Genomic DNA, 26,876 nt, shown 5'->3' with positions numbered 1-26,876 from the left:
TACATGCTCAGTCGTCAATTAGAAGTATCATTACGTTTGGCTGTTAGCATGGCTCGTCAAAAGAGACATGAGTTTCTGACGGTAGAACATTTATTATTGGCTTTGCTCGACAATGATTCTGCAGTAAATGCGCTAAAAGCATGCGGGGCAGATATTATTGTGCTGCGCAAAGAACTTGAAGAATATGTAGAACAACATACCCCTAAACTCGGTGAAAACAGCGATCAGGCACCGCATCCAACGGAAAGCTTTGACCGTATTTTGCAACGAGCAATTTTCCATGTGCAATCCAGTGGTGGTGATCGCACAGTCGAAGGCGCAGATATTCTGGTTGCGATGTATTCGGAACGGGATTCTTTTGCCGTATATCTATTAAAACGCCATCAAATTAACCGTTTAACCTTAACTCAGTATCTTTCTCATGGTACGCGTAAAGAAGAATCGCAAGCCGAAGAAGAAATTGAAGAACTCGATGGGGAAAGCTCAACTTCGGCCAATAGCGGTCCGCTGGAGCTGTATACCACCAACCTCAACAATGAAGCGGTGAAGGGCAAAACTGACCCACTGATTGGCCGTGAAAAAGAAATTGAACGCGCCGCGCAAATCTTATGTCGCCGTCGCAAAAACAACCCGCTGCTGGTCGGTGATCCGGGGGTGGGTAAAACCTCAATTGCCGAAGGTCTGGCCTGGTTAATCGTGAATGGTAAAGCGCCAAAACCACTGCTCAATTCAGAAATTTACAGTCTGGATATTGGTGCCTTGGTGGCCGGAACCAAATACCGCGGTGATTTTGAAAAACGCCTGAAACAGCTGTTAAATGCGTTAAAGAAAAAGCCGGAAGCGATTTTATTTATTGATGAAATCCACATGATTATTGGTGCCGGTTCCAGCATGGGCAGCACCATGGATGCCTCGAACCTGATTAAACCGGCGCTAGCCAATGGCACTTTGCGTTGTATCGGTTCGACGACGTTCCAGGAATATCGTCAGGTCTTTGAGAAAGATCATGCCTTGTCGCGTCGTTTCCAGAAAATTGATGTCAATGAGCCATCAATTCCTGAAACCATTGATATTTTACGTGGCCTGAAATCAAAATTTGAAGATTTCCACCATGTCCAATATGATGATAAAGCACTGGTTTCTGCGGTTGAGTTGTCATCTAAATACATTAATGACCGTTTCTTGCCAGACAAGGCCATTGACGTGATTGATGAAGCCGGTGCACAGCGCCGTCTGAAAGATGAGCAGGAAGATCGTCTGATTACCGTGGAAAATATCGAAGATATTGTGGCGAAAATTGCCCGTATTCCACCGAAAACGGTGTCTAAAGATGACAAGACTGTGCTTGAGCATCTGGAACGTGATCTGAAACGTGTGGTGTTCGGTCAGGATGAAGCGATTGAAGCGTTAGCATCTGCCATCAAACTGTCACGCGCCGGTTTGAAATCGCCTGATAAACCAGTGGGTAGTTTTGTATTTGCCGGCCCGACCGGGGTGGGTAAAACTGAAGTCACCAAGCAGCTGGCCAAATTGCTGGGTGTCGAGCTGGTCCGCTTCGATATGTCGGAGTACATGGAACGCCACGCGGTGTCCCGTTTAATTGGTGCGCCGCCGGGCTATGTCGGTTTTGATCAGGGTGGTTTGCTCACCGATGCGATTCATAAAAATCCGCATTGTGTGCTGCTACTCGATGAAATTGAAAAAGCCCATCCGGATGTGTTTAACCTGTTGCTGCAAATTATGGATCATGGCTCATTGACCGATAATAACGGACGTAAGTCAGACTTCCGTAATGTGGTGCTAGTACTGACCACCAATATTGGTGCAGAAAGTATTTCTCGTGTCAGCATTGGCTTTATGGAACAGGACAACAGTAATGACAACCAGGAAGCAATGAAAAAGGCCTTCTCGCCTGAGTTCCGTAACCGTCTGGACAGTGTGATTCAGTTTAAAGCCTTGCCGACCAGCGTGATTGAAAGCGTGGTCGACAAGTTCCTGACTGAACTGCAAGCCCAGCTGGATGAGAAAAAAGTCATTCTTGAAGTAGATCAGGATGCACGTGAATGGATGGCTGAACATGGCTATGACCGTTTAATGGGTGCACGTCCAATGCAGCGCTTAATTCAGGAACACCTGAAGAAACCACTGGCAGAGATGATCCTGTTTGGTGAGCTGGTTGAACACGGCGGCAATGTAGCCGTATCTGTCAAGAAAGAAAACGGTAAAGCCACCGGTTTGAAACTTGAAGTATTTGAAGATCAAACCGCTGAACCGGCTTAATCCTGTACTTGAATATGAAAGCCCGTGTACGCACGGGCTTTTGTTTGCTTAAGGTTTATCTTTTTACCTTTCTATTGGAAAGCTGCGCGTCACTTGTATTGTGAGTTTTTATGGATTTTTCTATCACTAAAATTCTGACCACGGTTTGCCTGTTCTTGGTGACGGCGGTGGCGGAAATTTTGGGCTGTTACTTTCCTTATTTAATTTTGAATCAGGGGAAATCACATTGGCTCTGGTTACCAACAGTATTGGCCTTGGCGGTATTTGTCTGGCTGTTAACCTTGCATCCGGCAGCATCAGGGCGAATTTACGCCGCTTATGGTGGAATTTACATTTTTACCGCGCTGATGTGGCTGAAATTTGTCGATCAAGTCAGTTTAAGTCGTTGGGATCTGCTGGGTGGTCTGGTGGTGATGTGCGGCGCGCTGATTATTATTTTGCAGCCACAAGGACTGGTGCGTTAATTTTTCTATTGTCATTGTGGGCTGAAAATGGGAATTTACTGCGGCAGGATCTACTACCGCAGTTAGTGATTAATCGGGTTGGTTTAGAATTTACATTCCGAATTTTTTAGCTGTAACTGATACTGCTGCTGCGCCGAGCTTAACTGCAGCTCAATCCGGTAGGGATTGACGCGTTGGAACTGATGCTCAAAAATCATCTCGCAATTCTGCAGTAAATTCTTTTTCATGATTTTTTTCACTTCGCTATGGCCAACATCCTGAGCAAACTGCTCGAAATCCGGGCTGTTAATCAAACCTTTCACTTCAACTCGGTCTGCAAATAGCTGCATCTGTTCAATAATCGTATTCTGATCGACCTGATACGGCAGGGTGCGTGAATCTTCCACACTAATAATATTCAGAATTTCATTAAGTCCGGTCGTATTCTTGATTTTGTACTCGGCATCAATGATCTGTTTTTGTTGCAGATACTGGTCCAGTTCACTGGCATGGCTGGTGAATGAAAGGGCACTGAGTCCGAGGGCTAAAACTGTCGACAAATAGATTTTATTGTTCATTCGAGTCACACATTATGAGCTGTATTTTAGGTATTTATATCAACATGAATAGGGAGGATAAGCAACCACCCGATCTGGCTTCATCTTTATAAATATAAGAAATATATAATCTATTTATCTGTAAATTTTTATATTTAAAGACTTTTTAACTAAAAAATTGATCAAAAATTACATTTTATTTTTTGTGTGAAGTTTCCACTAAAAGTTATATTAGCAACGCGCTTATGCTGTATCTAAGCAAAAATATCTCCTTATGTGGCAAGAGCTTATCGCCTATACATGAGAAATTTCAATAAATTAAAAATGAGGAAGATAAACCTTGAGCCAAGCTTATACCAAACAGGAAAAAGCCAGTCGAATTAAGGGAATTATCGGGGCGGCCTCGGGCAACCTCGTCGAATGGTTCGATTTCTATATCTATGCTGTATTTGCTGTTTACTTTACCCAAGCGCTGACTGCACCGAACATGGATAGTTCTACCCAGGCCATTTATGTCTGGGGGGTATTTGCGGCAAGCTTCTTTATGCGTCCGATTGGCAGCTGGCTGTTTGGACGTATTGCCGATAAACATGGCCGTAAAAAGTCCATGTTGATTTCCATCTGCCTAATGGCCTTCAGTTCCTTTCTGTTTGCTGCATTGCCGACTTATGAGCAAGTCGGGATGGCGGCACCGTTCCTGCTGTTGCTGGTGCGTTTGTTACAAGGCTTGTCGGTTGGCGGGGAATATGGTGCGGTTGCCACCTATATGAGTGAGCTGGGTTTAAAAGGTCAGCGCGGCTTTTTTGCCTCGTTCTAATATGTGACTTTAACCGGCGGACAGTTACTGGCCAGCTTGCTGGGTGTAATTTTCCTGAGTTTTATGACCGAGCAGCAGTTGCAAGACGGCGGCTGGCGTATTCCGTTTGTGATTGGTGGTCTGGCTGCCATTGCCTCACTGCTGGCACGAAGCCGTCTGGAAGAAACGTTGTCACATGAAGACAGCGATAAAGAAGAGTCGGGCAGCTTAAAAGAGCTGTTTAAAAATCACTGGAAAACTTTCTTGCTGGTGGTGGGCTATACCTCGGCGGGTTCACTTAGTTTCTATGTGATTACGGTTTATTCCAAAACCTATCTGACCAATATCGGCATTGATTCGCAGACGGTCGGGCTAATCATGACGGGCTGTATTTTTATTCTGATGGTGGCGCAGCCATTCTTCGGGATTTTATCAGACAGGATTGGTCGCAGAAATTCGATGCTGCTGTTTAGTGGTCTGATGGCGATTGCCATTTATCCTGTTATGGCAATCTGGATGCGTGCCTTTAGTGATTCACCCATGATGGTGGCCTTGCTGTTGATTTTCCTGATGATGCTGTTAAGTCTGTATACCTCGATCAGTGGAATTGTAAAAGCGGAAATGTTCCCGCCGCATGTGCGTGCACTCGGTGTTGGTTTCTCTTATGCGGTTGGTAATGCAGTATTTGGCGGCTCAGCCCCTTCAGTGGCTTTACAGTTTAAATCAGCCGGTATTGAAAACAGTTTCTTTATCTATGTGATTATGATGCTGGTGATCTGTTTCTTCTATAGTCTGCAAATTCCTCGTGAAGCGCGCTATTTAAAAGATGATCATTAATCCGGATTTCATGACTTGATCAAAACGAAAAAAGCACCGGGAATGAACGGTGCTTTTTTATCTTGATGCGGTTAGCAATTATTTTAAATGCTCGTTGATCAGGAATTCCATTAGGGCTTTTTGTGCGTGTAGACGGTTTTCCGCTTCATCCCAAACCACAGAATTTTTATGATCCAGCATATTTTCTGAAATTTCTTCACCGCGGTGTGCAGGCAGGCAGTGCATGAACAGACAATCTGGATGCGCTAGATCCATAAGGCGTTCATTAACCTGATAGTTGGCAAATGCCTGTTCACGGATTTTCTGTTCTTCTTCCTGCCCCATGCTGGCCCACACGTCAGTCACGATTAAATCGGCATTGACTGCGGCATCTTCAGCAGAATCGACCAGTTCAACACAGTGAGCAAATTCAGACAGGAATTTTTCTTGTGGCTCATAACCTTTAGGTGCAGCCACTTTCAGCTTGAAGCCCCACATGTGTGCCGCTTCAATATACGAGTTACACATATTGTTGCCATCACCAATCCAGGCTACAGTTTTGCCTTCAATTGGACCGCGATGTTCAAGGAAGGTTTGCATATCGGCCAGTAATTGACATGGATGATGATCGTCAGTTAAGGCATTAATCACCGGCACTTTGGAATAAGAAGCAAAACGCTCCACAATGTCATGTCCAAAGGTGCGAATCATGACAATATCCAGCATGCTTGAAATCACGCGTGCTGAATCTTCAATAGGCTCACCACGACCTAACTGGGTGTCGCGTGGAGATAAGAAAATTGCGCTACCACCAAACTGATTCATACCAGCTTCAAACGATACACGGGTACGGGTACTCGACTTCTCAAAAATCATGCCCAAAACTTTACCAATAAAAGGTTGGAAAACTTCATGCTGATGCTGCTTGCGTTTAAGTTCAATTGCGCGTTGCAAAATCTGGTTAAGTTCTAAAGTCGACAGGTCGCGTAAAGTGAGAAAGTGACGTAGAGCCATTCGTTACTCCACAATAATTGCTGAAATTGAAATCAAAACAACAATTAGTTGTTGGTTGGTTAAATAAAACAGGGAATCGGCTAATATACTATATTGAATCGAAATTGCAAAAAACTAGACGATTTGGTGACCTTGCAGAAAGTGATCGACACAGTAATGAATATAGTCATCTGTGGTTTGCGGGTCATCCTGAACAGGCAAGCCCATTAAAATCCGCCATTCCAGATTACGCAGAATGCCAAAGAACAGCTGCGCTGAATAAAGTGAATTCTCACAGCGAATCAGACCCTGGGCGGCGGCATGATCCAGCGCATGTGCAATGGAAGTTTGCAAATGCTTGGGGCCTTGTTCATAGATATAACGCGCCAGTTCCACATTGTGCTGGGTGCGCTCCAAAATTAACCTTAAAAAGGCAGAATTGGCCGGCACACTTAAATGGCTTTTAAAATTATCTAGTGTATGAATTAAATAAGCCCGTAAATCACCCTCAAAAGATTCAAAGGGTAAGCAAATGTCTTTAAAGAACTTTTCCGCACGATAATCACAAATGGCGGTAAACAGGCCTTCTTTATTGCCAAAATATTTATAGATAAAGGCCTTGGAACCACCGGCATGATGCACGATATCATCCAGCGAGACAGCATCGTAGCCATGTTCCAGAAACAGGTCATTGGCGCTCAATAATAAAGCCAGACAGCGTTCATGCCCACGCTTGGTCGGAGGGACATCTTTGCTAAAGGGTTCTAACTGAGCCAAATCATGCATAATCAGGGAGCAGGCCGCCAATTGGTAAGGAATAAATATAATTGTAGCAAATATATGACCGCTTGGCATGGAATAGCGTAGACGGAAATGTATTGACTTTTTTCTTACAGATTTACTTGAATATTTGACTAAAGTTTTAGGGACTTTATTCTAATTGGTCATGGTTTAGGCAAAGATTCTGAGTATACTCAAGCCTCAATAATTAGAAACTACTGTGGAAAGGACGATGACAGAACAAACATCTGCAGGCTTAAGATTCAGACAGGCGCTGGACACGGAAAAGCCCTTACAAATTATCGGTACAGTCAATGCCTATGCAGCCATGATGGCAAAACAGGTCGGCTATAAAGCCATTTATGTATCGGGTGCAGGTGTCGCCAATTATTCCTACGGTTTGCCGGATTTGGGCATGACCAGCCTCGATAATGTCCTGGAAGATGTACGCCGTATTACAGAACGTGTCGATACACCTGTGCTGGTGGATATTGATACCGGCTGGGGCGGTGCATTTAATATTGGCCGTACCATCAAGCAAATGATTGCAGCAGGTGCTGCTGCGGTGCATATTGAAGATCAGGTGGCGCAAAAACGCTGTGGCCATCGCCCGAACAAGGAAATTGTGACCCAGCAGGAAATGGTGGATCGTATTAAAGCGGCAGTCGATGCCAAAACTGATCCCAACTTTGTGGTGATGGCGCGTACCGATGCCTTGCAAAAAGAAGGTTTGCAGGCGGTGATTGACCGGGCCTGTGCCTGTGTCGAGGCAGGTGCAGATGCCATTTTTGCAGAAGCCATGACCGACATTACCATGTACAAAACTGTTTGTGATGCAGTCGGTGTACCGGTACTGGCCAACATTACCGAATTTGGTGATACGCCGTATTACACCACTGATGAACTAGCTGAGCAGGGCGTGCGTATGGTGTTATATCCATTGTCGGCAACACGTGCAATGCAAAAAGCAGCGCTGGAAGTGATGCAGTCGATTCGTGAGCATGGCACACAAACCCATGTGCTGGATAAAATGCAGCAACGCAAAGAATTATATGAATTTTTAGATTACCACACCTTTGAAAACACATTAGATAAACTGTTCAAGCAGGAGAATTAAAACAATGGCTGAAGGAAAAGTACTGACTGGCGCTGGATTGCGCGGACAAGTCGCAGGGAAAACCGCATTATCGACGGTTGGAAAAAGCGGTGCGGGTCTGACCTATCGTGGTTATGACGTGCAGGATCTGGCGGAAAACTGCCAGTTTGAAGAAGTCGCTTATCTGATCTTCTTTGGTGAATTACCTACCAGCGAACAACTAACCAGCTATAAAGCCAAGCTGAAATCTTTACGTCAGTTACCAGATGCACTAAAAGAAGTGCTGGAGCGTATTCCGGCCGATTCACATCCCATGGATGTGATGCGTACTGGCGTGTCGATGCTTGGCAATCTGGAAACCGAACAGTCGTTTGATGTACAGCAAGATGTTGCCGACCGTATTTTGGCCGCTTTACCGGGCATTATCTGTTACTGGTACCGTTTTAGCCATGACGGCGTACGTGTTGATGAAAATACCGATGATGATTCAATTGGCGCGCAATTCCTGCATCTGTTACGTGGTGAAAAACCAAATGAGTTGCATGAACAGGTGATGAACGTGTCGTTAATTCTGTATGCAGAGCATGAGTTTAACGCATCCACCTTTACGGCGCGCGTGTGTGCATCAACCTTGTCTGATATGCATTCATGTATTACCGGCGCGATTGGTTCACTGCGTGGTCCACTGCACGGCGGTGCCAATGAAGCGGCTATGGAAATGATTGAAAACTGGACCTCTCCAGAAGAAGCTGAGCGTGAAATGCTGGGCATGCTGGAGCGTAAAGAGAAAATCATGGGCTTTGGTCATGCTATTTATAAGGACAATGACCCGCGTAATGGCATTATTAAAGTCTGGTCAGAGCGTTTGGCCAAAGATGTGGGTGATACTGTGCTTTATCCGGTATCGGTCCGCTGTGAAGAAGTGATGTGGCGCGAGAAAAAACTGTTCTGCAACGCAGACTTCTTCCATGCTTCGGCCTATCACTTTATGGGTATTCCAACCAAGCTGTTCACGCCAATCTTTGTGATGTCGCGTGTGACCGGTTGGGCGGCGCATGTGATGGAACAGCGTGCAGATAACCGTATTATCCGTCCAAGTGCGGATTATACCGGTCCAGAACTGCGTAAAGTGGTGCCAATTGCAGAGCGTACCTCGGCGGCTTAATCTACCGTGTACTTGAATAAAGCCTCATCTGAGGCTTTATTTTTTGCTGCTATATTTTTTCGCTCCATTTTTGCTGTTATTGAGAGTTGCTGAGCAGAACCGGATCTTCAATTGGATAGCCCATTTCAAACGGAATACCTAAATATTTTACAGTCACCAGCATTTTGGACTGCTGCGGGATGTTATAGACCTGGTGAATGTTCAAGCCTTGCTTGTAACTGGTGGCTTGCTGGACCGTACTGCGGAAGTTCCCCGCATCAACCCGATAGCAATACTGCCACTGCGGCACTGGTTCCGTACCATTAATCCAGTCGGCACTACGTTTGCTACTGTGCAAAACCTTAATTTGTGCCTGTTGCGTTCTAAGCTTGGTTAAGGGGTTTAGGCGGTTTTTAATTTTGGCCAACTCGGCATTAAAGCGGGTAGGCTGCTGGTCATAGTCAATCTTTTTGGTTTTGGGGTTAATATACAGCGAGTTGACCTGAACCAGCTGATTCGGCTGTTTCGATTTAAAGTTGTAATAATACAGCTGTGGCAAACGGCCACGGCCATCTTCATAATGGCGCAGCAGATAGACTTTTTGATCTTTCTGGTCATAGCCCAGCACTTCAATCCGTTGCTGGCCGCCGACGGTGGCAAAACTGATGATGGGCAGACAGGCCAAAGCAGAAAATAAGAATGGTTGAACCAGTTTCATACTTCGACTCCACATTGCAGGATATGGTTTTACTTTAAGCTAAAATCATGGAGAAAAGATGAGAAACAGTGTATCTAAGCAGGTGAAGATAGAATAAGTGCCAATACTTCCTGTGCCACCAATTGGGTCAGCTGATCCAGCCGTTCAATCGGGCTACCATCCAGCAGATAATGAAAATTATGCAATTGCTGCTGATAGTGAATGGCAATATAAAAAGTGCCTTCGGGTTTCTCTGCGCAGGCGCTGCCACCAGGTTTCAGCAAGCCGGTACAGGCCACCACAATATTGGCCTGTTTAAACAGAGCCTGGCCATGCAAGGCCATCTGCGCGGTAATTTCCGCAGATTCCGCCGTGTAATGCGCAATCAGTGCCGGATCAATCTGTAACAGGTTGGCTTTAATGCTCGGGTCATAGCTGACCAGCGCCCCGAGTAAAATATCTGCGCCGCTATTTTTATAAATTGAAAACTGGCTGCATAAATAGCCTGAACTGGCACTTTCAATAAAGGCAATGGTCAGTTGCTGTTGTTCCAGCGCATCACAGCAGCGTTTCAGCATGATGAATCTCCATTTCTTCTTCTTTTCCAAGCGATTTTAAGCGAGATCAGCCTCAATCTTGTTGCGGATTCAGGCATTTAGCACTAAAGATCGCGCGTTCCGGTTTCAATTGTATAGCAGTTAGGCGAAACTCGAAATTATCGGTTTATTCTGCTGCAAAAGAATGGTAAAACTAAAAATAAAGTGCTTAGTGAAAGTAGGTTAATACAATGAAAACGATTGTGAAATATATGGTCTTAAAAGACCTCGACTACCAGTTAGGAACCTTACTTTTCCAGGAAGAATTACAGGCCGATGCTTTATATTTTGACCAGATTCCTGAAGTAATTTCTTATCAGAACCATCAGTTTAAAGTGATTAGTAAAGAACTGAAACGCGTCCAGAATGCAGCAGAGCCAGAAAACCTGCAACGTATTATTGTCAAAGTCGTGACTGTGGCATAATACTGAAAGTCGCCTGCGGGCGGCTTTTTTATACGCCTTATTTTTAAAAACTGTTGCAAGAACAAAGCCTGAATTAACAAGAAAGCTGAAATATTGACCAAAGCCATACAGCGCGGCTGTCCTAAATCATGAACAATAAAAACAGTTCAACACAACAATAAAGACAGGAGTCGATGATGGCTAAACCAGAAAAAACCTCGAATGAAAAGACCCAGCAACAGCAACCTCAACCCAAGACCGATTCACAAGTGATTCCAAATAAAAAGAATCCGCATCCACAACATCCAAGAGATAAACAGGATACCGCCGTACAGCGCTAAGTCTGGAGGAGACTTATCCATCGGCTCCTAATTTCTCATAGTTAAATCAAACGTGTTGCAGGACAGGAAGCGTCAGTATAGCGCAGAGCTCGCAGCAGTTTGATCAAGGAGATGCAAGATGAAGATCGGTTTATTATTTGGCATGCTTGCCAGTTGTACGCTAATGGCATGTCAGAGCGTACCTTCTACACCAGCACAACAGGTAGATGTGACCAAGTCCTTAGGTTTAAAGCAGTGTGAGGGGGATGATCCCAAAGTGCGTTTACAGCAGCTGAAAGAGCAACTGCAGCAGGCCGGGATAGAAGTTTATAATGAAGCACTCGGGCATGATGGTCTGGTACATATTACTGTGTGTGGTGCCAGTACCGGCCAGACTGCCATCTTTACCATTTCGGCCACACAACTGGGTGCGGCGCAAGGCTTGGGTTATCAGCTAACGCCAGCACCTTAGTCAACAAAATGTGACAAGTAACGTTTTGAAATTACTTTGAAAAATATGACTTATCGTTTAAAAAAATAAAAAATGGAAGCTTTTGCCAATGCTGGAAATCCAGGAAAATAGGACAATTTTAATCAGGAAATATGCGCTGTAAGTTATTATTTTCTCTTGACTTTCCTCTTTATGAGTTTGGGTCCATACATCCCTCGTATGGACTCTTTTTTTTGTCCAGTTTTTAATAGAAATGTAATTTATTAAAATATTTTAAACAATGGTAAAAATCGAGCAAAGTTAAATAACTGATATTTTTTATATTATACATTTATATATTATTTTTTCTATATTCTTAAAAATGAAACTTTTGCTACTTATATTTAAAACTAATGAATAAAGGTTAAAGTGAGGTTAAAGCAGATGAACGATGTCAGCTTGGAGTTTTTAAATCAGGCCATTGATAAGTGCCTAAAAGAGGGCAAGAAACCGAAAAAACTACGTTTGGGCTATAAATTGTATGCGCATTTTATGCATGATATGCGTTTTTCCAAGGAAGTCCGAGATTCTGCACTCGATCCGGACAAGCGCCGTTATCGTGGAATCAAGCTAAAAGTGACCCAGGATGAGTATGAATTAAGTTTTGTGGAAAAAGAATAATCTGGATTTTTAAATAGATAAAAAGTAAATGTTATTTTTTGCTAATTTTGGTGATAGAAATTTAATATAAATTACCAAGTATTCTGGATTTATATACATGTGGGGGATGTATATTATAAATAGGTGAGCTTTTGTAATATAATGCAATTGGTCATATCACTATTTCTTGTTATAAGAATAGAACAATAATAAGAAAGGAGTATGGATATGAAAGTGAATACACGACGGTCTTTAGATATTACGGTTCTGGTGAGTGCTTCATGTATTATCACCTGTCTGATTTACTTATTAGGGCAAACCAGAGTCGTGCTCTTTTAAAAATAAAAACCACCTTCGGGTGGTTTTTATTTTCCAGTTGAGATTCGTTAAACCATATTAACCTTCAATCTGACAGGCTTCTGCGCAGGCACGACAGGCGCGGGCACAGTTTTGACAATGTTCATCTTCATGCTGGCCACATTCTTCGGCACACAGTTCACAGGCTTTGGCACACAGGTCCATGGCTAAATGATGTAGCTCCGAGTTGCGAACTTCAAAGGCAACACAGAGTTTGCAGGTTTCAACACAGTCCAAACAGCGCTGGATGCAGGTTCGCATCATCTGCACATGTTCTTCGTGTAAACAGGCATCTGCGCAGCGTTGACAGGCAACAATGCATTCCAGACAGGCCTGTATTGAAAGCGAAGATTGTTGAACGGATGAAAGATGCGGCAGCTGATTCATAAGCAGATCCTCGAATAAAGTCCGGTTGATATCAAAATTTATTGCGGTATTTCAATCCAGGTTTCTTGTACTTCTTGCAGGTTTTTAATCAGGATAATGCGCTGCTCACAAATATCACCCACCCAGGATAGCGGGATCAGATGTGCTTTGCCTTCGGCATCCTGACTTAATTGAATTCGATCTAAATCCAGAAACTGTTCAATTTGGCCCAGATGAACGCCGTTAGCGGTAAAGACCTCCGCATGTTGTTGCAGTTCATGATGACGAAACTTGGCCATACTGCTGCCTCAAGAACAGGATTTTTTTCACTCTAATGCAAGCTATCGCGCAAAAGATGAAAAGCAATAAAAGCGATACAAATCAGCGGCAGATATTCACGTCGTATTAAACGGTTACATGCTTTTAAATAGAATAAAGAGAGGCGTGGGTTTTATTTATATACAAGGGTATTTTATTTATGACAGTTTTGTCCTATTTATATCAGACAGTTTAAGTGGATAAACTGCCTGATTTATTCTGATTTAAAACCGATATTTAGTTATCGCTCGAAATCATACTTTTCAGGACATGATCGCGGTCAATAAAATGATGTTTTAATGCCGCCAGTACATGACCTATCAATAATAGGCCTGCTGCCCAGGATAAATAGATATGTAAGGGTTTGACGATGGCTAACAGCTGCAGATTGGCCTGTACCATTCGTGGAATTTCAAACAGATAAAGTACCGGTGCCGGATGACCGGCGCTCCAGCTAAATAAACAGCCGGTAATCGGCAAGGCCAGTAGCATAAAGTACAGAGCTAAATGACCCAGATGAGCCAGTTTTTGCATAAGTGGTGACATGGTGTCGGGGAGTTTTGGCACCGGATGGGTATAGCGCCAGAAAATCCGGATGACAATTAGGAAGATGAGCGTGGTGGCAATATTTTTATGCAATTTAATGACAACGCCTTTAAAGCTGCCATCTGCTTCATAACTCAAAAAGTTACCGCTATAAAAAACCAATAATCCAGGCCGCTATAAAAATAATTGCCATAAGCCAGTGCAAGACTTGGGCGGTGCGGGTGTAGTAGAGTGATGTGTTATTCATATTCTAGAAGAGGATAAAAAGATCCGTTTTATCCTAATCTGTTCTTGTTTGCTCGGAAACCGGACAAATGCAACGTAGCGTTCCAGATTTGGGGGGATCACACATTCATTCGATTAGGGATGATAAAAAAATGAGAAAATTTGACTTATATAAACAATCTTAATAGCGCCCATTGGTCAATTCTAGGCTTCGATAAGAAGCTTGTAATAGATTGCGCTACTAGACGATTTATTGAGTTAAATCGCCCAGATGATCAGTGATCACGAAAGATAAGGGGCTTCTGGCTGCATATTAAATGATCTGCATCTGATCTCATCTTAAGGATTTCTTTTTTCAATCTGTTGAGTTGCATCACAAAGCAAGTGCTAAAATACTGAAATTCGGCAGAGTTTCTCAGCAGTATCCTCAACTGCAAGCAAAGGAAAATACATGCAACCCAATGCACTCATAAAGTTCCATCACAGATTTAACATGCAAGGATTGGGCGGCTAATGCGATCACTTGCAATCAGTACACGGCTCGGTGGTTTCTACTTTTTCTACTACGCTATTGTTGGAACCTTCATGCCGTTTTGGAGCCTGTATCTGGAAGATCAGGGCTTCAATTATCAGGAAATCGGGATTCTGTCTTCCATTGCAATTATCACCCGTTTTTTTGCCCCTTTTATTTGGGGCTGGATTGCCGATAAATCCGGTAAACGCATGTTGCTGGTGCGTATTGCCACCTGGATGGAAGCCTGTATCTGGTTCATGCTGTTTATCATTCCGAATAGTTTTCAGTCAGTCGCGTTGCTGATGCTAATTTTTAGCTTTTTCCAGAATGCCATTTTGGCCCAGTTTGAAGGGGTGACTTTATTCTGGCTGGGCGATCAACGTGAACAGCTGTATGGCAAGGTGCGTAAATGGGGATCGGTCGGTTTTATTGTTGCGGTATTTGGTATCGGTGCCTTGCTGGAAATTATTCCAATCTCCATGCTGCCGGTATTGTTGCTATGTATCGCGTTTCTGGCATTTATCTGGTCTTTTAGTATTAAAGAACCCAGCGCTGCACCTAGTTCCCAAAAACAGCTGGAGCCTTTGTGGCCGGTGTTAAAACGGCCTGTGGTGGCCTGTTTTTTCCTCATTGAGTTTATTCTGCTATTTTCGCATGCGCCGTTTTACAGTTTTTATAGCAATTATCTGAGTCAGGCTGGTTTTAGTACTTCAATAATTGGTTTGTTGTGGTCAGTAGGTGTGATTGCGGAAATTATCATGTTTGCTTATGCAACCTTTTTTCTGTCGCGCTGGTCATGGCGAACGCTGGTGATGGCCTGTTTGCTGCTGACCGGTTTACGCTGGATTATTGTGGGTATGCTACCTGACAGTTTTATCGCCCAGTTTTTTGCCCAAACCATCCATGCCTTTAGTTTTGGCTTATTCCATGTGATTGCGATGCGGGTGATTTTTCAGAATTTCAGTTTGGGGCAGCAAGGGCGAGGACAAGCCATCTATAGCACCATGTGGGGTATGGGTGTGGCGTTGGGAAGTATTCTGGCCGGTTATTATTGGGATATTTTTTCAGGGCAAACGGTCTTTATCTGGGCTGGCTTATCTACATTGCTGGGCTTGTTACTGGTCTTTAGTTTACCGAACCAGCTGCAAAAACAGGTATAGAAAAAGCCGGTCATATCGACCGGCTGTTGAATCAGGCTATTCAAGTCTTTAAATTTTGATGTGCTGATATTGCGGGAACCACGGCTGAGCCTGTTCCAGTTGTGCAGCCAGTTGTAGTAATACATCTTCACGAGCAAAAGGTGCAATAAACTGAGAACCTAAAGGCAAGTGCTGTTTATTCCAGTACAGTGGCACAGACATCGCCGGTAAGCCGGTAATATTGGCCAGCTGGGTAAAAGGTACCCATTTCAGGTTTTCCCGTACAATCTGATCGACCAGTTTGCCTTGGGTTAACAGATGCGCCTGTCCGACTTTCAACAAGGCTTTTAACACCGGTTTTTGCCAGGCTGGCGTTTTAACTTCGCCATTCTGGGGAGCTACCGAGGCTGTGGCTGGGGTCAGATATAAATCATAACGGTCAAAGAACTGGTTCATTTGCGTGGTATAAACGCCCCAGTTATTCAGGTTGTGAATATAGTCCAGCGCAGAGGTTTTGGCACCAAATGCAGCCAGCGCCAGTGAGTCCAGCTCGAAATCATCATCACGTGAAGGATACTGTGCGCGAATCTGGCTGAGCATATAAGAGAACTGACTAAACCAGGTGGTAATAAAATCTTTGGCTAGTTGCATGCCATCAATAGCCGGCTGATCTTCAATTACTTCATGCCCAAGGCTGGTTAAGAGTTTTACAGTGTGCTCAATCGCCTGAATAGCGTCTTTCGATACAGCGGTGCCAATTGGAGAGCGGGTGCTAAACGCAATTTTCAGTTTTTTTGGTGCTTGCTGCATCAGCTGCAGATATTGACCTTCCGGGCGCTGAATCTTAAATAAAGAGCTGTGTTCTTCGCCGTGGGTTGCATCAAGCATGGCAGCGCTATCCCGGACACTGCGCGTCAACACATGCTGAATGGCAGCGCCGTGCATGGCTTCACTCATGGACGGTCCCCATGGGGTACGGCCACGACTCGGCTTTAAACCGAACAAGCCGCAATAAGAGGCAGGAATACGAATCGAGCCACCGCCATCGCCGGCACCGGCCAGTGGCACAATACCGGCGGCCACAGTAGCCGCAGAACCACCCGATGAGCCTCCACTATTATGTTTTAAATGCCACGGGTTTTTACAGCTGCCCCAAGCATCCGGTTCGGTAATGCCTTTGATTCCGAATTCAGGAGTGTTGGTACGGCCAAAAGTCACAATTCCGGCCTGTTCCCAACGATTGACAATTTCAGCGTTTGTTTCGGGAATATAGCCCATTCTTTTTAAGCCTTGACAGCCATAAGAAGTTGGGTAGCCCGCATATTCCTGAAACAGGTCTTTGACCAGAAAGGGTACCCCAGCAAATGGACCAGACAATGGTCCTTGTACGCGTTGCTGGGCATGTTCATGCATCGGAATAATAATTGCATTCAGGCTTTTGCTTTGTTCGGCGCGTTGTACGGCCAGTTCCAGCAGTTCCGATGCCTGAATTTCTTTTTTTGCCACTAATTCGGCCAGCCCCAGACCATCATATTTTAAATATTCTTGTAACTTCATTTTCAATCCTGAAAATATAAATTGTCAGAAACTGTTGTAAGAGATTTTACGCAAAGTTGCAAGGCGAGATTAAAATTTAAACAGTAAAAATTAGCGATTTTGGGGCTTAAAAAAATTGTTGAGTTATGTTTATGCACTAAGTTTATTGCAAAAAATATGCTAACGTTAGCGGGTACTTTATATCATTGAATCAATGTATGAAAAAACTTTATCTCACCAGTTTAATGTTAGTATGTTGCACTGCCGTGATGGCCAATGAAACAAAAACGACAACAACAAATAGTGCTGCCGCAACTGCTGCAAAAGCGCCTGTCATTGCCAATACTGTTCGTGTCATTACCCGTCCTGAAATTGTGGGATTGTGGGGCATGGAAATTCCAAATAACCGCAAATGTATTGAATATTATAATTTTCGGGGCGATAACGATGTCATTATCAAAAGCGGTCAGGAATGGTCGTCTGGCATCTATGACTATCAGCCGGCAGAAGATCCGGCCAGCAGTTTACCTGCCTTAATCATGCAAATTAAATATGACAATAATGAGGTCGATTGTTCCGGTTATCAGGAAGATCAGACCGGGGAGATTTCACAATATTTTGTGCAATGGAAAAACCCGCATACTATTCATTTCTGTAGTAATGAAAAAGCCGAACAGTGCTTTGCCACTTTGCGCCGTGTTTTGCCTTAAAGCTGAAATTCAGCCATAAAAAAACCGCTGAAATCAGCGGTTTTTTTATTTTCACAAGGAAACGCTTAGGCTTCCTTGTTGGCACCTTCAAGCTGCTTTAACAAATGCTTTTCCAGGTAGTGAATATCCATTGCCTGTTTGCAGAAGTTTTCATCTTGCAAGATCAGATCTTTATGTAATGGAATATTGGTTTTCACACCGGTCAAAATCATTTCATCCAGCGCCTGACGCATGCGCGCAATACTGGTGCTACGGTCTTTACCATGCGCAATCAGTTTAGCGATCATCGAGTCGTAATAAGGCGGAATGCTATAGCCCGGATAGATATGTGAATCTAAGCGGATACCGGCACCACCAGACGCGTAGAAGTTTTCAATCTTGCCTGGTGATGGCAGGAATGTCGATGGATCTTCCGCATTGATACGGCATTCAATGGCGTGACCTTTCACCTGAACATCTTCCTGCTGAATGTCGAGGCCTAAACCACCGGCAACGCGCAGCTGTTGTTCAATAATATCAATCCCTGTGACCATTTCAGTTACCGGGTGTTCTACCTGAACACGGGTGTTCATCTCGATAAAGAAAAACTCGCCATCTTCAAACAGGAACTCGAAAGTACCGGCACCGCGATACTGCATCATCTTACAGGCGTTGACACAGGCTTCTAAAATATCTGCACGTGCTTGCTCTGGCAGGTTTGGTGCTGGTGCTTCTTCCAGAACTTTTTGATGGCGACGCTGTAAAGAGCAGTCACGGTCATACAGATGGATGGCATGGCCGTTACCATCGCCCAGTACTTGCACTTCAACGTGACGAGGCTTTTGCAGGAAACGTTCCATATAGACCGTATCATCACCAAACCACATTTCCGCATCACGCTGCGCCGCTTGTACCGATTCCAGCAGGGTATCGACACGTTCAACAATACGCATACCACGACCACCACCACCGGCAGCTGCTTTAACAATCAGTGGAAAGCCGATTTCTTTGGCTTCAGCCAGGGCATTTTGTGGTGTTACTGCATGAGCAGAACCCGGTACAGTCGGTACGCCGGCTTTACGCATGGCGGTAATGGCAGAAACCTTGTTCCCCATTAAGCGGATGTGTTCTGGACGCGGACCAATAAAGATAAAGCCTGAGCTTTCTACAATTTCGGCAAATTCCGCATTTTCAGACAGGAAACCATAACCCGGGTGAATGGCATCAGCACCGGTAATTTCTGCTGCGGTAATAATCGCAGGAATATTCAGATAACTGTCGCTGCTCGCGCCCGGACCGATACACACGGCTTCATCACAGAAACGTAAATGCATCAGGTCTTTATCGGCATCGGAATAGATACCGACAGTTTTGATTCCTAAAGTTTTGCAGGCCCGGGTGATGCGAAGCGCAATCTCACCACGGTTTGCAATTAAAACTTTTTGCAACATTGTGAGTCCCCGTGGTCTTAAGCGCGGTAGCGGAAGAGTGGTTGACCAAACTGAATCACTTCACCATTTTTAACTAGAATTTCTTCAATCACGCCGCTTTGAGTTGCTTCAATCGGGTTCATGATTTTCATGGCTTCGATAATACCTAAGGTTTCACCTGCAGAAACGGTTTGACCGATTTTCACAAAAGGTGCTTCACCTGGGCTAGGTGCTGCATAGAACACGCCAACCATAGGAGAAGTTTCAACTGCGCCACGTGGAGAAGATTTCGGTGCTGATGGCAGATCTGCTGCTGGAGCAGGCATTGCTGGAACTGCTGCCGCTACTACTGGACTGCGACGAGTAAGCGCAATCGCCTGATCGCCTTCTTTAACTTCAATCGCTTGTAAGTCAGATTCAATCATCAGGTCGATGAGTTTCTTGATTTTACGGATATCCATGAGACAGTATTCCTAATTAAGATTGCGAAGTGAGTTGAATTTTTTCGATAACGTAGTCAAGTGCAGCAGCATAGCCTTTTGCACCCAATCCGCAGATCACGCCTACAGCTTTATCGGACAAATATGAATGATGTCTAAATGCTTCACGTGCATGCACGTTAGACAGATGGACTTCAATAAACGGGATGGCAACGCCAAGAAGTGCATCACGTACTGCGACTGAGGTATGGGTCAGGGCTGCAGGATTAATAATGATGAATTGAACGCCTTCTTGACCTGCCTGATGAATTCGGTCGACAATGGCACCTTCCCAGTTACTCTGGAAAGTTTCTAGCGAAAATGATGCATTTTGCGCTTGTGTCATGAGCTGCTGATTTATATCCTCAAGGGTAAGGTGTCCATAAACCTCAGGTTCTCGCTTTCCTAGCAAATTTAAATTCGGTCCATGAATAACCAAAATGGTTGAACTCATCCAGCCTGCTCCAATTAATAAGTTGCAAATAGTCTTTGCAAGATGTCTGCAAAGTTTGCTTATTATGGCATGAAATTCCACATTTTTTTTATAATTTCTTTAAATTTACGTGAAAAGCATGTCGCAAAATATGGCTATATCATGCAAACTTTGCATACAATTCGCAATGTTAAAAGATTCCAAATTTGCACGAAATGACGGTTTTTTACATTGTAATGAGAATTGACCAAAACCATTCACAGGTTTGCCGCAAAATAGTTTGATGAGTTTAAGCCCAAGTAGATGGCCTACATGTGCATCCGGTTTTATCTCTGGATTTCCCCCGGAATGCTATCCCTGAATTTGGGGAGTTTTTATCCTCCTCCTGATTTCTATATTGAATTGGCCGCGTTTTAAAATTTATACCATTCAATATATCTGCTGAGAGGTTGCCGCTATAGATTCTGTTTTATCTGGCTTTAAACTACCGTGTTGCTATCTTTATTTATTATTGAATTACAAATATTTATCTTTATTCTGTGCTTGGGATATAGTACTTAGATCAGTCATTAGCGTGCTGTTTAGATCAGTTTAGCATGTGCTTAATAGTTGGGCTGATCTTTCAGATAGAGGGTGTATGGGAATAGGTTAAGACGCTAACAAGAGATGAGCAATCCTGATTATGAACAGTCATTGTGAAGAGAATTAGAGTAGAGTGGATTCAAAAGTGTTGGATTTATTTTCAGGAAGTCATTGACCAATTCTTTCATTGAAAAAGACAGTTTCGTGTCTTTCTGTACGAAAGCCGTTCAGGCAAGGTTGGCAAAATTTGATAGTTCACGTATTGCCTAAACTGATTTGGCGAGTAGGGCCTTGATTTTAGAATTAAAAAATAACAGTATTGCTTTATTAAGGGGAAATCTTCTTAAAAGCGACGAATATCTTAATTTAGCCTAAATAAGGCAGATCTATCTAATTCAGCCTGTGACAACTCTGTATCGGCGAAGTGCTGTATAAATAGACAAATAGCCCTGATGTGCTAAGATAAAGACATATTACACACAGTGTGAACAGGAGTTGTCCAATGACAGCTTATACGATTATGAAAGCAGGCAAGGTGGAGGATGATATGATTCCAAAACTGGCGATTCACGCATTTCGTGATGCCTTTAAGCAGGCATGTGCGTCTTCAACTGTGGTGTATGTGAAAGATCAGCAACTGGTACAGCGCCAGCCGAATGGTCAGGAAAGCGTAATGAAAGATGTATCGGCGGCTTATCGTAGTGCGCAGCATCTTCCAAAAACCTTGACACGTAAAAAGAAATTACAGACCGTTCACTAATTTATGCCACAACCCCGCATCAGGATGTTCGCAGGTCCGAATGGTTCAGGAAAAAGTACCATTAAGGAATATTTGTTGCCCCATCATATTGGGGCATATTTAAATGCAGATGAACTCGAATATCAGCTTAAACACTCTGCAGTTTTGCATTTGGACCATTATCATCGGGCATTGAATGCAGCTGCTTTAATTTTCTTTCTAGAACAAAAACAACGACCGCAGGCAAATACATGGGTGCCTTTATTACGTCAGCCACCGGTACTGATTAGTGCAAGCTGCGTACAGTTTGATCCTGCAGAAATCGATTCCTATTTATGCGCGCGTATTATTGATTATATTCGCCTGGAATTTTTACGTTTAAAGGTGAGTTTTACCTTTGAAACAGTGATGTCGCATATTTCCAAGGTAGAATTTTTACATGAGGTAAAACGTCAGGGATTTAAAACCTATCTGTACTATGTTTCCACGGTTGATCCGCTGATTAATATTGCACGGGTGCAGTATCGCGTAGAGAAGGGTGGGCATGGCGTGCCTGAACAGAAGATTAAACAGCGTTACTACCGCAGTATGGATTTATTAATGCAGGCGGTGGATGCCACAGATCGAACCTACTTTTTTGATAACTCAACGGATGGTCAAGCCGCATCGTTCCTGGCCGAAATTGAAAACGCCGAGCTGTTAAAATAAATCCCGAGGTGCAGGTGTTGCCAGAGTGGTTTGTAGAGAAAGTTTTAAATGCTTTTGAGTAAGCCAGTTCACTTGGATGGGTACTCATCTCTATTTCTGATCAGCAGCTTTAAAACGCCAAGAAATTAAAGCAAAACTACATAATATTATGCCGAAGTACAAAATTTCCCGAGGATATATTCAGGGAATTTGCTCAACTATCAAGATCAGCTAATTAATTCAGATGATTTTTCTAGCAAACTGTTTTCCATTTACAACCTGTAAGGCGGTTTATTAAACTAAAATAGTCTTTATCCAAGTCCTATTTTTAGAGATGTGCTGGCCGCGCTAAGCCTCTAGTCATTGGAAGCTTTTTTATTTCCTTATTTTTTAAACGCTTCATTCTCATTCCTTTATCCCTAAAATAGCCTAAGCAATACTCTCCTTAATCAGCAAATGACAACGCAAAAGCCAGAATAAAGGAAGGGGGGAGGATGGTTAGCTCTTTGTAAGAAAGGATAGCTATTTATTGATATTTTATATATTATAAAAACATATAATGTTTTGGGTGTATGGCGATGCATGATTTCCTGATTGCGTTTTTAGGTGGTCTTTTATTAGGGGCCGCCGTGGTCGGCTATTTATATGTGAACGGACGAATCGCAGGGATTAGTGGTTTGCTGGCTCAGGTGATGCAGCCAAGCACCATCTTTAAAACACCGGCGCTGTGGTTTTTATTGGGACTGTTTGTTACGCCGTTTATTTATGGAATCTGGCAGCAGCCACAGATTCAACTTGACGCCAGACCACTCATGATGGTGGTGGCCGGTATTTTGGTTGGTTTTGGGACCCGTTTAGGTTCGGGTTGTACCAGTGGTCATGGTATTTGTGGAATCAGCCGTTTATCCAAACGTTCGATGGTAGCGACCTTGACCTTTATGCTGACGGGCGTATTGACAGTGTATGTCATCCGCCATATCACAGGAGCATTCTAAAATGAAAAATATCTGGGCGTTTCTATTTGGCGGATTATTTTCATTGGGCCTGATGATTTCGGGTATGTCCAATCCGGAAAAAGTACTAGGTTTTCTGGATATTTTTGGGGATTGGGATGCCAGTCTAGCTTTTGTGATGATGGGTGCCATCGCCGTGGCTTTTATTCCGTTTCAAAAGGCAGTACGTCAGGCCGAACCTAAGACGGTGTATCATGAGGCCATTGAGTTACCGCGGCAAAATCAGCTAGATTCTAAACTGATTATCGGCAGCGCTTTGTTTGGGATTGGCTGGGGAATTGCCGGCATTTGTCCTGCACCTAGCTTTACGTTAATTGGGTTGGGCTATTATCAGGCGCTGTACTTTATTGCTGCGATGATGTATGGCATGTATCTCCATCATCGACTTTTAGGGAAAAAATCATGACCGCTACGCCAGTTGTACAACATTTTTTTGACAAAGAGACCAATACATTCAGCTATGTAGTGACTGATCCGGCCACGCAGCAATGTGCAATTATTGATAGCGTCTTGAATTATGATGCGGCTTCGGCATCTACCTCGACTGAAGGTGCCGACGCAATCATTAGCTATATTCAGCAAAATAGCATAAGCGTTGAATGGATTTTAGAAACCCATGTGCATGCAGATCATCTGACCGCAGCCCAGTATTTAAAAGAAAAGCTCGGTGGAAAAATTGCCATCAGTAACAAGATTATTGTGGTGCAGGATACGTTTGGCCGTATTTATAATCTGGATTTGAAATATTTGAATGCGCATCAAGCCTTTGATTATCTGTTTGATGATCATGAGCAATTCAGTATTGGTGAATTAACGGCCTACAATATTCCAACACCAGGGCATACACCAGCCTGTTTAAGCTATGTGATTGGTGATGCAGTCTTTGTCGGCGATACCTTGTTTATGCCGGATTATGGTACTGCACGCTGCGATTTCCCGAAGGGTAGTGCAGAGCAACTGTTTGATTCTGTGCAAAAACTGTATAAGTTGCCAGCGCAGACACGGGTATTTTTATGTCATGACTATCTGCCTGAAGGGCGTGAGGTCTTTATACACGAAACCAGTATCCAGCAGCAAAAAGCCGAGAATATCCATATTCACGATGGCACGCAAAAAGCTGAGTTTGTAGAAATGCGTAATCGCCGTGATGCCGGTTTATCGATGCCAAAACTGATTCTGCCTGCCATTCAGATCAATATGGTGGCCGGACATTTCCCTGAACCGGAAGCCAATGGCACGCGCTATCTGAAACTGCCACTCAATTATTTCAACAAATAAACTGGATCGGCCAATGCTTTCGTGCAACTGGCCGATATTTTTGAACCGATACAAAATAGCCTAAGCAAAAATACAATTTTAATAAAACACTTATCCTATAATATCGAGATAGCCAAAACCGATGCATTCAAGGAATCAAAAATGCTGCTCAATTTCCAGACTTCACAACAACATCTATCAAGCACCGACATTCCGGTTGTTCTTATTCATGGTTTATTTGGCAGCTTGAGTAATTTAGGTGTGCTGGCACGTGCGTTACAGGAACGTTATCCGGTCATTCAGATTGATGTGCGTAACCACGGAAAATCGGAACATTGCCAGAGCATGAGCTATACCGAGATGGCGCAAGATGTACTGGAAACCTTGGATGCGATTCAGGTACAAAAATTTATCGTGATTGGCCATTCCATGGGTGGAAAAATTGCCATGCAACTGGCTGACCTTGCACCAGAGCGAGTGGAAAAACTGGTGGTGCTGGACATGACACCATTTGCCTATCAGGAAAATCATCATGATCAGGTGTTTGATGCGCTATTTGCTGTCAAAAAAGCACAAGTGGAATCACGCCAGGATGCCACCCAGATTATGCAGCAGCATTTGCGTGAAGATGCAGTGATTCAGTTTCTGATGAAATCGTTTAGTAAAGGGCAGTGGTTATTTAATGTTGATGCACTTTATGCATCTTATCCGAAAATTTTATCTTGGCAGTCAGTCAAGGTGGATGCACCAAGTTTATTTATTCGTGGCGGCGCCTCTCCGTATTTATCTAAACCGGAACACTATGCGGCCATTGAACAGCAGTTTAGTCAGGCTAGCATTGAAACTGTTGAAAATGCGGGCCATTGGCTGCATGCAGAGAAAACTGCTGAAGTGGTTGATAAAATCCAGCAGTTTTTATCTGCATAAGCCCGGTATTGTTTTAATCAAGTGCATTGGCCATCAGCTGACCTTCCGAGGTCAGCTTTTCCGCCATTTCCCGGGTTTTCTTTAAGCCTGGCATCCGGTATTCGGTATGACCATAATCTTTAATGGATTTCCAGCGGCCACCCCAGGTCAGACCAACCGACTCCGCCACTTCGCCATACAGTTCATAACCGCGCATTGCCCACGGGTCACGCTCGGAAATCACCACTTTGCCATTGCGTTTAAAGGCCACATCGGCGGCTAAACCAAATTGATGATAGCTTTGATAACCACGGGCACGGGTGGTGTTTTTATTTTTGGACAGCGAGTTTTGTCGCTCCGGACTACGATAACCCTCCAATAGCACCAGCTCATAGCCGTGGCGTTCTTTCATGATTTTAAACACCATCAGCAGGCGCTGTTTATAACGCGGATTCATCTTATGCCACTTTCGGTCAGCGCTCACAATTGATGGATTGACATGAGAATGAGCATGTAAATCTTCCACCGCTGGATCATAACTATGCTGATCTGCCGGCACAGCCGCCCACTGATTTTCCAGTTGCATGGCCTCAACCACGGCGGCTTCAACCAGTGCTTCTTCTACTTCAGGGGGTGGCGACAGCATTTCACCTTCAAGCAGGGCATAAACTTGAGGATCGACTTCTCTTAAATAGTCAGCTTCAATTTTGGTGGCGCTAATCGGGCGGGTAAAGGCAAACAGGATGATGCTGGAAAACAGAAAAAATCCGGCAATCAGAATCCACCATTGCTGAATATGCCAATGGGTTTGAGTCTGTTCTGCTGCAGCCGCATGATTAAACTGTTGAGCCAGACTTTTCACCGAGCTCAACTGTTTTTTGCCGTTGGGAATAAGTGCCTGAAAACCGGATAATACCTTGGCCCGCAGTTCATAAGACAATAGCAGTGCCAAACTGCAGGCAACAAGCACAAAGGCAATAAAAATAACCGCAATCATGGATGAATAGCAGTGTCCTGTACGCTTACAGTTTCAACTTTTTCTACCGGTTTACGGGTGACCGAAATTTGGACACTGGCCTGTGGTGTTTCTTCTGGTTCTACGGCGGCCATTGGTACCACGACCGGTGCAGCCGGTTTAGCAGGAACAGCTTTGGCTGGTGCTGGAGCTGGTTTTTGTACAGATGGCTGTTTTGCTGTCGCCGCAGGAGCACTGGCCATGTCTTGCGGAAAGTTCGGAGCTACACGCGCTTGATTTGGCGCAGGCTGGGCAGCAACTTTTGCTGGTTGATGGGCAAAGATTTTACTTAGTTCACCATCATTGGGTTGCTGAAACTCAACCGGATGTTCAGCCTGCATATTTTCGAGCTCGTCAAAACTGCCAGAGTGATCGGTCATCTGGTTTTTTAATTCTTCCAGTTCTGCCGGCAGTTCCGATGGAGTAGCCGCTGGCGCGGCCATTGCCTGAGTGGACTCTGCTAGTGTTGTCGATGGCTGGCCTGCATAAAAATAGGCATAACCGGCTAAACCGGTGACCACGACCCCCGCCACAAAACCGCCCAGACTATATAAAAGTGGCGACGGCGATTTTGGCTTGTTACTTTGTAAAATCCGTAATGAAGTTTGTTTTTCGTTTGCCATGTTTTATCTA

28 protein-coding genes and 3 pseudogenes are annotated in these 26,876 nt (G+C 44.0%); 17 read left to right on the top strand and 14 right to left on the bottom strand.

Annotation, left to right across the window (positions count from 1 at the left end; translation table 11 throughout):
- Positions 1–3 precede the first annotated feature (3 nt).
- Both clpA and FTU86_RS02465 read left to right on the top strand, forming a co-directional pair.
- Positions 4–2,280, top strand: coding sequence for an ATP-dependent Clp protease ATP-binding subunit ClpA (gene clpA / locus FTU86_RS02470; RefSeq protein ID WP_180036320.1), 2,277 nt, complete (start codon positions 4–6; stop codon positions 2,278–2,280).
- Between the two features lie 110 nt (positions 2,281–2,390).
- Positions 2,391–2,744 (top strand): YnfA family protein, encoded by a 354-nt coding sequence (locus FTU86_RS02465; RefSeq protein ID WP_005177718.1) that lies wholly within the window; start codon positions 2,391–2,393, stop codon positions 2,742–2,744.
- Between the two features lie 83 nt (positions 2,745–2,827).
- Here FTU86_RS02465 and FTU86_RS02460 read toward each other — a convergent pair whose 3' ends face one another.
- Entirely contained in the window at positions 2,828–3,301 is a 474-nt protein-coding gene (locus tag FTU86_RS02460) for a hypothetical protein (RefSeq protein ID WP_075167739.1), read from the bottom strand.
- Positions 3,302–3,620: 319 nt separating this feature from the next.
- On the opposite strand from FTU86_RS02460, the pseudogene FTU86_RS02455 reads away from it, so the two are divergent.
- A pseudogene (locus FTU86_RS02455) lies at positions 3,621–4,913 on the top strand (MFS transporter).
- Between the two features lie 78 nt (positions 4,914–4,991).
- On the opposite strand, the gene argF reads toward FTU86_RS02455, so the two are convergent.
- Both argF and FTU86_RS02445 read right to left on the bottom strand, forming a co-directional pair.
- Positions 4,992–5,906 (bottom strand): ornithine carbamoyltransferase, encoded by a 915-nt coding sequence (gene argF, locus FTU86_RS02450; protein WP_005177730.1) that lies wholly within the window; start codon positions 5,904–5,906, stop codon positions 4,992–4,994.
- Positions 5,907–6,020: 114 nt separating this feature from the next.
- Positions 6,021–6,671 (bottom strand): TetR/AcrR family transcriptional regulator, encoded by a 651-nt coding sequence (locus tag FTU86_RS02445; protein ID WP_075167741.1) that lies wholly within the window; start codon positions 6,669–6,671, stop codon positions 6,021–6,023.
- Positions 6,672–6,897: 226 nt separating this feature from the next.
- Here FTU86_RS02445 and prpB point away from each other — a divergent pair, with 226 nt between their 5' ends.
- Positions 6,898–7,782: a methylisocitrate lyase gene (gene prpB / locus FTU86_RS02440; protein WP_016658168.1), complete on the top strand. Its 885-nt coding sequence runs from the start codon at positions 6,898–6,900 to the stop codon at positions 7,780–7,782.
- A gap of 4 nt (positions 7,783–7,786) precedes the next feature.
- Positions 7,787–8,926: a 2-methylcitrate synthase gene (gene prpC / locus FTU86_RS02435; protein ID WP_104513285.1), complete on the top strand. Its 1,140-nt coding sequence runs from the start codon at positions 7,787–7,789 to the stop codon at positions 8,924–8,926.
- A gap of 76 nt (positions 8,927–9,002) precedes the next feature.
- Here the strand turns inward: prpC and FTU86_RS02430 are convergent, their stop codons facing one another.
- Both FTU86_RS02430 and FTU86_RS02425 read right to left on the bottom strand, forming a co-directional pair.
- Positions 9,003–9,623 carry an aminotransferase gene (locus FTU86_RS02430; RefSeq protein WP_180036321.1) on the bottom strand — a complete coding sequence of 207 codons (621 nt, stop codon included), beginning with the start codon at positions 9,621–9,623 and terminating at the stop codon, positions 9,003–9,005.
- Between the two features lie 74 nt (positions 9,624–9,697).
- Positions 9,698–10,180, bottom strand: a complete 483-nt coding sequence (locus FTU86_RS02425; protein WP_104470139.1) for a CinA family protein — start codon at positions 10,178–10,180, stop codon at positions 9,698–9,700.
- Between the two features lie 209 nt (positions 10,181–10,389).
- On the opposite strand from FTU86_RS02425, the gene FTU86_RS02420 reads away from it, so the two are divergent.
- The 4 genes from FTU86_RS02420 to FTU86_RS02405 all read left to right on the top strand — a co-directional run bounded on the left by FTU86_RS02420 (position 10,390) and on the right by FTU86_RS02405 (position 12,033).
- Positions 10,390–10,623, top strand: coding sequence for a hypothetical protein (locus FTU86_RS02420; RefSeq protein WP_005177745.1), 234 nt, complete (start codon positions 10,390–10,392; stop codon positions 10,621–10,623).
- Between the two features lie 176 nt (positions 10,624–10,799).
- Entirely contained in the window at positions 10,800–10,943 is a 144-nt protein-coding gene (locus FTU86_RS02415) for a hypothetical protein (protein WP_005177747.1), read from the top strand.
- Positions 10,944–11,061: 118 nt separating this feature from the next.
- Complete coding sequence (locus tag FTU86_RS02410) at positions 11,062–11,394, top strand: hypothetical protein (protein ID WP_075167745.1); 333 nt, start codon at positions 11,062–11,064, stop codon at positions 11,392–11,394.
- A 402-nt stretch (positions 11,395–11,796) separates the two neighbouring features.
- On the top strand, positions 11,797–12,033 hold the full coding sequence (locus FTU86_RS02405; protein ID WP_005177751.1) for a hypothetical protein: 237 nt from the start codon (positions 11,797–11,799) through the stop codon (positions 12,031–12,033).
- A gap of 375 nt (positions 12,034–12,408) precedes the next feature.
- Here the strand turns inward: FTU86_RS02405 and FTU86_RS02400 are convergent, their stop codons facing one another.
- From FTU86_RS02400 to FTU86_RS02390, 3 genes and pseudogenes are all read right to left on the bottom strand, one after another.
- A complete protein-coding gene (locus FTU86_RS02400; protein ID WP_016658164.1) occupies positions 12,409–12,756 on the bottom strand; it encodes a four-helix bundle copper-binding protein in 348 nt (115 codons plus the stop codon).
- A gap of 38 nt (positions 12,757–12,794) precedes the next feature.
- Complete coding sequence (locus tag FTU86_RS02395) at positions 12,795–13,034, bottom strand: DUF2171 domain-containing protein (RefSeq protein WP_005177756.1); 240 nt, start codon at positions 13,032–13,034, stop codon at positions 12,795–12,797.
- Between the two features lie 256 nt (positions 13,035–13,290).
- Positions 13,291–13,846 (bottom strand): annotated as a pseudogene (locus FTU86_RS02390) (cytochrome b).
- 491 nt (positions 13,847–14,337) lie between these two features.
- Between FTU86_RS02390 and FTU86_RS02385 the strand changes: the two are divergent.
- Complete coding sequence (locus FTU86_RS02385) at positions 14,338–15,498, top strand: MFS transporter (RefSeq protein ID WP_180036322.1); 1,161 nt, start codon at positions 14,338–14,340, stop codon at positions 15,496–15,498.
- Positions 15,499–15,546: 48 nt separating this feature from the next.
- Here FTU86_RS02385 and FTU86_RS02380 read toward each other — a convergent pair whose 3' ends face one another.
- Positions 15,547–17,034, bottom strand: a complete 1,488-nt coding sequence (locus FTU86_RS02380) for an amidase (RefSeq protein ID WP_180036323.1) — start codon at positions 17,032–17,034, stop codon at positions 15,547–15,549.
- Positions 17,035–17,231: 197 nt separating this feature from the next.
- Between FTU86_RS02380 and FTU86_RS02375 the strand changes: the two genes are divergently transcribed.
- The gene (locus FTU86_RS02375) at positions 17,232–17,723 is read left to right on the top strand and encodes a hypothetical protein (RefSeq protein ID WP_180036324.1); all 492 of its coding nucleotides are present in this window, start codon (positions 17,232–17,234) and stop codon (positions 17,721–17,723) included.
- 65 nt (positions 17,724–17,788) lie between these two features.
- Here the strand turns inward: FTU86_RS02375 and accC are convergent, their stop codons facing one another.
- From accC to aroQ, 3 genes are read right to left on the bottom strand one after another with little or no spacing between them, the layout of a single operon-like run.
- A complete protein-coding gene (accC, locus tag FTU86_RS02370) occupies positions 17,789–19,153 on the bottom strand; it encodes an acetyl-CoA carboxylase biotin carboxylase subunit (protein WP_005177767.1) in 1,365 nt (454 codons plus the stop codon).
- Positions 19,154–19,170: 17 nt separating this feature from the next.
- On the bottom strand, positions 19,171–19,593 hold the full coding sequence (gene accB / locus FTU86_RS02365) for an acetyl-CoA carboxylase biotin carboxyl carrier protein (protein WP_005177770.1): 423 nt from the start codon (positions 19,591–19,593) through the stop codon (positions 19,171–19,173).
- A 16-nt stretch (positions 19,594–19,609) separates the two neighbouring features.
- Positions 19,610–20,065 carry a type II 3-dehydroquinate dehydratase gene (aroQ, locus tag FTU86_RS02360; RefSeq protein WP_005177772.1) on the bottom strand — a complete coding sequence of 152 codons (456 nt, stop codon included), beginning with the start codon at positions 20,063–20,065 and terminating at the stop codon, positions 19,610–19,612.
- A gap of 1,063 nt (positions 20,066–21,128) precedes the next feature.
- On the opposite strand from aroQ, the gene FTU86_RS02355 reads away from it, so the two are divergent.
- From FTU86_RS02355 to FTU86_RS02330, 6 genes and pseudogenes are all read left to right on the top strand, one after another.
- Positions 21,129–21,386: a hypothetical protein gene (locus FTU86_RS02355; protein ID WP_005177774.1), complete on the top strand. Its 258-nt coding sequence runs from the start codon at positions 21,129–21,131 to the stop codon at positions 21,384–21,386.
- Positions 21,387–21,389: 3 nt separating this feature from the next.
- A pseudogene (locus FTU86_RS02350) lies at positions 21,390–22,135 on the top strand (zeta toxin).
- A 495-nt stretch (positions 22,136–22,630) separates the two neighbouring features.
- Positions 22,631–23,047 carry a YeeE/YedE family protein gene (locus tag FTU86_RS02345; protein WP_168384171.1) on the top strand — a complete coding sequence of 139 codons (417 nt, stop codon included), beginning with the start codon at positions 22,631–22,633 and terminating at the stop codon, positions 23,045–23,047.
- Position 23,048: 1 nt separating this feature from the next.
- Positions 23,049–23,471: a DUF6691 family protein gene (locus FTU86_RS02340; RefSeq protein WP_005177782.1), complete on the top strand. Its 423-nt coding sequence runs from the start codon at positions 23,049–23,051 to the stop codon at positions 23,469–23,471.
- Positions 23,468–24,343: an MBL fold metallo-hydrolase gene (locus FTU86_RS02335; protein WP_180036326.1), complete on the top strand. Its 876-nt coding sequence runs from the start codon at positions 23,468–23,470 to the stop codon at positions 24,341–24,343. The genes FTU86_RS02340 and FTU86_RS02335 overlap by 4 nt, the downstream gene beginning before the upstream one ends.
- 141 nt (positions 24,344–24,484) lie before the next feature.
- Positions 24,485–25,249: an alpha/beta fold hydrolase gene (locus FTU86_RS02330; RefSeq protein WP_180036327.1), complete on the top strand. Its 765-nt coding sequence runs from the start codon at positions 24,485–24,487 to the stop codon at positions 25,247–25,249.
- Positions 25,250–25,262: 13 nt separating this feature from the next.
- Here FTU86_RS02330 and FTU86_RS02325 read toward each other — a convergent pair whose 3' ends face one another.
- Both FTU86_RS02325 and FTU86_RS02320 read right to left on the bottom strand, forming a co-directional pair.
- On the bottom strand, positions 25,263–26,225 hold the full coding sequence (locus FTU86_RS02325; protein ID WP_180036328.1) for a M15 family metallopeptidase: 963 nt from the start codon (positions 26,223–26,225) through the stop codon (positions 25,263–25,265).
- Positions 26,222–26,866 (bottom strand): hypothetical protein, encoded by a 645-nt coding sequence (locus tag FTU86_RS02320; protein ID WP_180036329.1) that lies wholly within the window; start codon positions 26,864–26,866, stop codon positions 26,222–26,224. Before FTU86_RS02320 ends, FTU86_RS02325 begins: the two co-directional genes overlap by 4 nt.
- Positions 26,867–26,876 lie beyond the last annotated feature (10 nt).

Origin of the sequence: Acinetobacter sp. YH12155, from assembly GCF_013418255.1 — a bacterium.
Classification (GTDB): Bacteria; Pseudomonadota; Gammaproteobacteria; order Pseudomonadales; family Moraxellaceae; genus Acinetobacter; species Acinetobacter indicus.
Note: the sequence above shows the minus strand (reverse complement) of the source record. Positions and strands in the feature narration are given on the sequence as shown.

Bases quoted from the DNA above. Each gene is read 5' to 3' on its own strand.
- FTU86_RS02330 (WP_180036327.1), top strand. From the start codon at position 24,485: ATGCTGCTCAATTTCCAGACTTCACAACAACATCTATCAAGCACCGAC.
- FTU86_RS02465 (WP_005177718.1), top strand. From the start codon at position 2,391: ATGGATTTTTCTATCACTAAAATTCTGACCACGGTTTGCCTGTTCTTG.
- FTU86_RS02445 (WP_075167741.1), bottom strand. From the start codon at position 6,671: ATGCATGATTTGGCTCAGTTAGAACCCTTTAGCAAAGATGTCCCTCCG.
- FTU86_RS02375 (WP_180036324.1), top strand. From the start codon at position 17,232: ATGAAAAAACTTTATCTCACCAGTTTAATGTTAGTATGTTGCACTGCC.
- FTU86_RS02320 (WP_180036329.1), bottom strand. From the start codon at position 26,866: ATGGCAAACGAAAAACAAACTTCATTACGGATTTTACAAAGTAACAAG.
- FTU86_RS02395 (WP_005177756.1), bottom strand. From the start codon at position 13,034: ATGGCCAAGTTTCGTCATCATGAACTGCAACAACATGCGGAGGTCTTT.
- aroQ (WP_005177772.1), bottom strand. From the start codon at position 20,065: ATGAGTTCAACCATTTTGGTTATTCATGGACCGAATTTAAATTTGCTA.
- FTU86_RS02335 (WP_180036326.1), top strand. From the start codon at position 23,468: ATGACCGCTACGCCAGTTGTACAACATTTTTTTGACAAAGAGACCAAT.
- FTU86_RS02410 (WP_075167745.1), top strand. From the start codon at position 11,062: ATGAAGATCGGTTTATTATTTGGCATGCTTGCCAGTTGTACGCTAATG.
- prpB (WP_016658168.1), top strand. From the start codon at position 6,898: ATGACAGAACAAACATCTGCAGGCTTAAGATTCAGACAGGCGCTGGAC.
- accC (WP_005177767.1), bottom strand. From the start codon at position 19,153: ATGTTGCAAAAAGTTTTAATTGCAAACCGTGGTGAGATTGCGCTTCGC.
- accB (WP_005177770.1), bottom strand. From the start codon at position 19,593: ATGGATATCCGTAAAATCAAGAAACTCATCGACCTGATGATTGAATCT.
- clpA (WP_180036320.1), top strand. From the start codon at position 4: ATGCTCAGTCGTCAATTAGAAGTATCATTACGTTTGGCTGTTAGCATG.
- FTU86_RS02345 (WP_168384171.1), top strand. From the start codon at position 22,631: ATGCATGATTTCCTGATTGCGTTTTTAGGTGGTCTTTTATTAGGGGCC.
- FTU86_RS02400 (WP_016658164.1), bottom strand. From the start codon at position 12,756: ATGAATCAGCTGCCGCATCTTTCATCCGTTCAACAATCTTCGCTTTCA.
- FTU86_RS02385 (WP_180036322.1), top strand. From the start codon at position 14,338: ATGCGATCACTTGCAATCAGTACACGGCTCGGTGGTTTCTACTTTTTC.
- FTU86_RS02430 (WP_180036321.1), bottom strand. From the start codon at position 9,623: ATGAAACTGGTTCAACCATTCTTATTTTCTGCTTTGGCCTGTCTGCCC.
- FTU86_RS02415 (WP_005177747.1), top strand. From the start codon at position 10,800: ATGGCTAAACCAGAAAAAACCTCGAATGAAAAGACCCAGCAACAGCAA.
- FTU86_RS02420 (WP_005177745.1), top strand. From the start codon at position 10,390: ATGAAAACGATTGTGAAATATATGGTCTTAAAAGACCTCGACTACCAG.
- FTU86_RS02425 (WP_104470139.1), bottom strand. From the start codon at position 10,180: ATGCTGAAACGCTGCTGTGATGCGCTGGAACAACAGCAACTGACCATT.
- FTU86_RS02380 (WP_180036323.1), bottom strand. From the start codon at position 17,034: ATGAAGTTACAAGAATATTTAAAATATGATGGTCTGGGGCTGGCCGAA.
- FTU86_RS02355 (WP_005177774.1), top strand. From the start codon at position 21,129: ATGACAGCTTATACGATTATGAAAGCAGGCAAGGTGGAGGATGATATG.
- FTU86_RS02340 (WP_005177782.1), top strand. From the start codon at position 23,049: ATGAAAAATATCTGGGCGTTTCTATTTGGCGGATTATTTTCATTGGGC.
- FTU86_RS02325 (WP_180036328.1), bottom strand. From the start codon at position 26,225: ATGATTGCGGTTATTTTTATTGCCTTTGTGCTTGTTGCCTGCAGTTTG.
- argF (WP_005177730.1), bottom strand. From the start codon at position 5,906: ATGGCTCTACGTCACTTTCTCACTTTACGCGACCTGTCGACTTTAGAA.
- prpC (WP_104513285.1), top strand. From the start codon at position 7,787: ATGGCTGAAGGAAAAGTACTGACTGGCGCTGGATTGCGCGGACAAGTC.
- FTU86_RS02405 (WP_005177751.1), top strand. From the start codon at position 11,797: ATGAACGATGTCAGCTTGGAGTTTTTAAATCAGGCCATTGATAAGTGC.
- FTU86_RS02460 (WP_075167739.1), bottom strand. From the start codon at position 3,301: ATGAACAATAAAATCTATTTGTCGACAGTTTTAGCCCTCGGACTCAGT.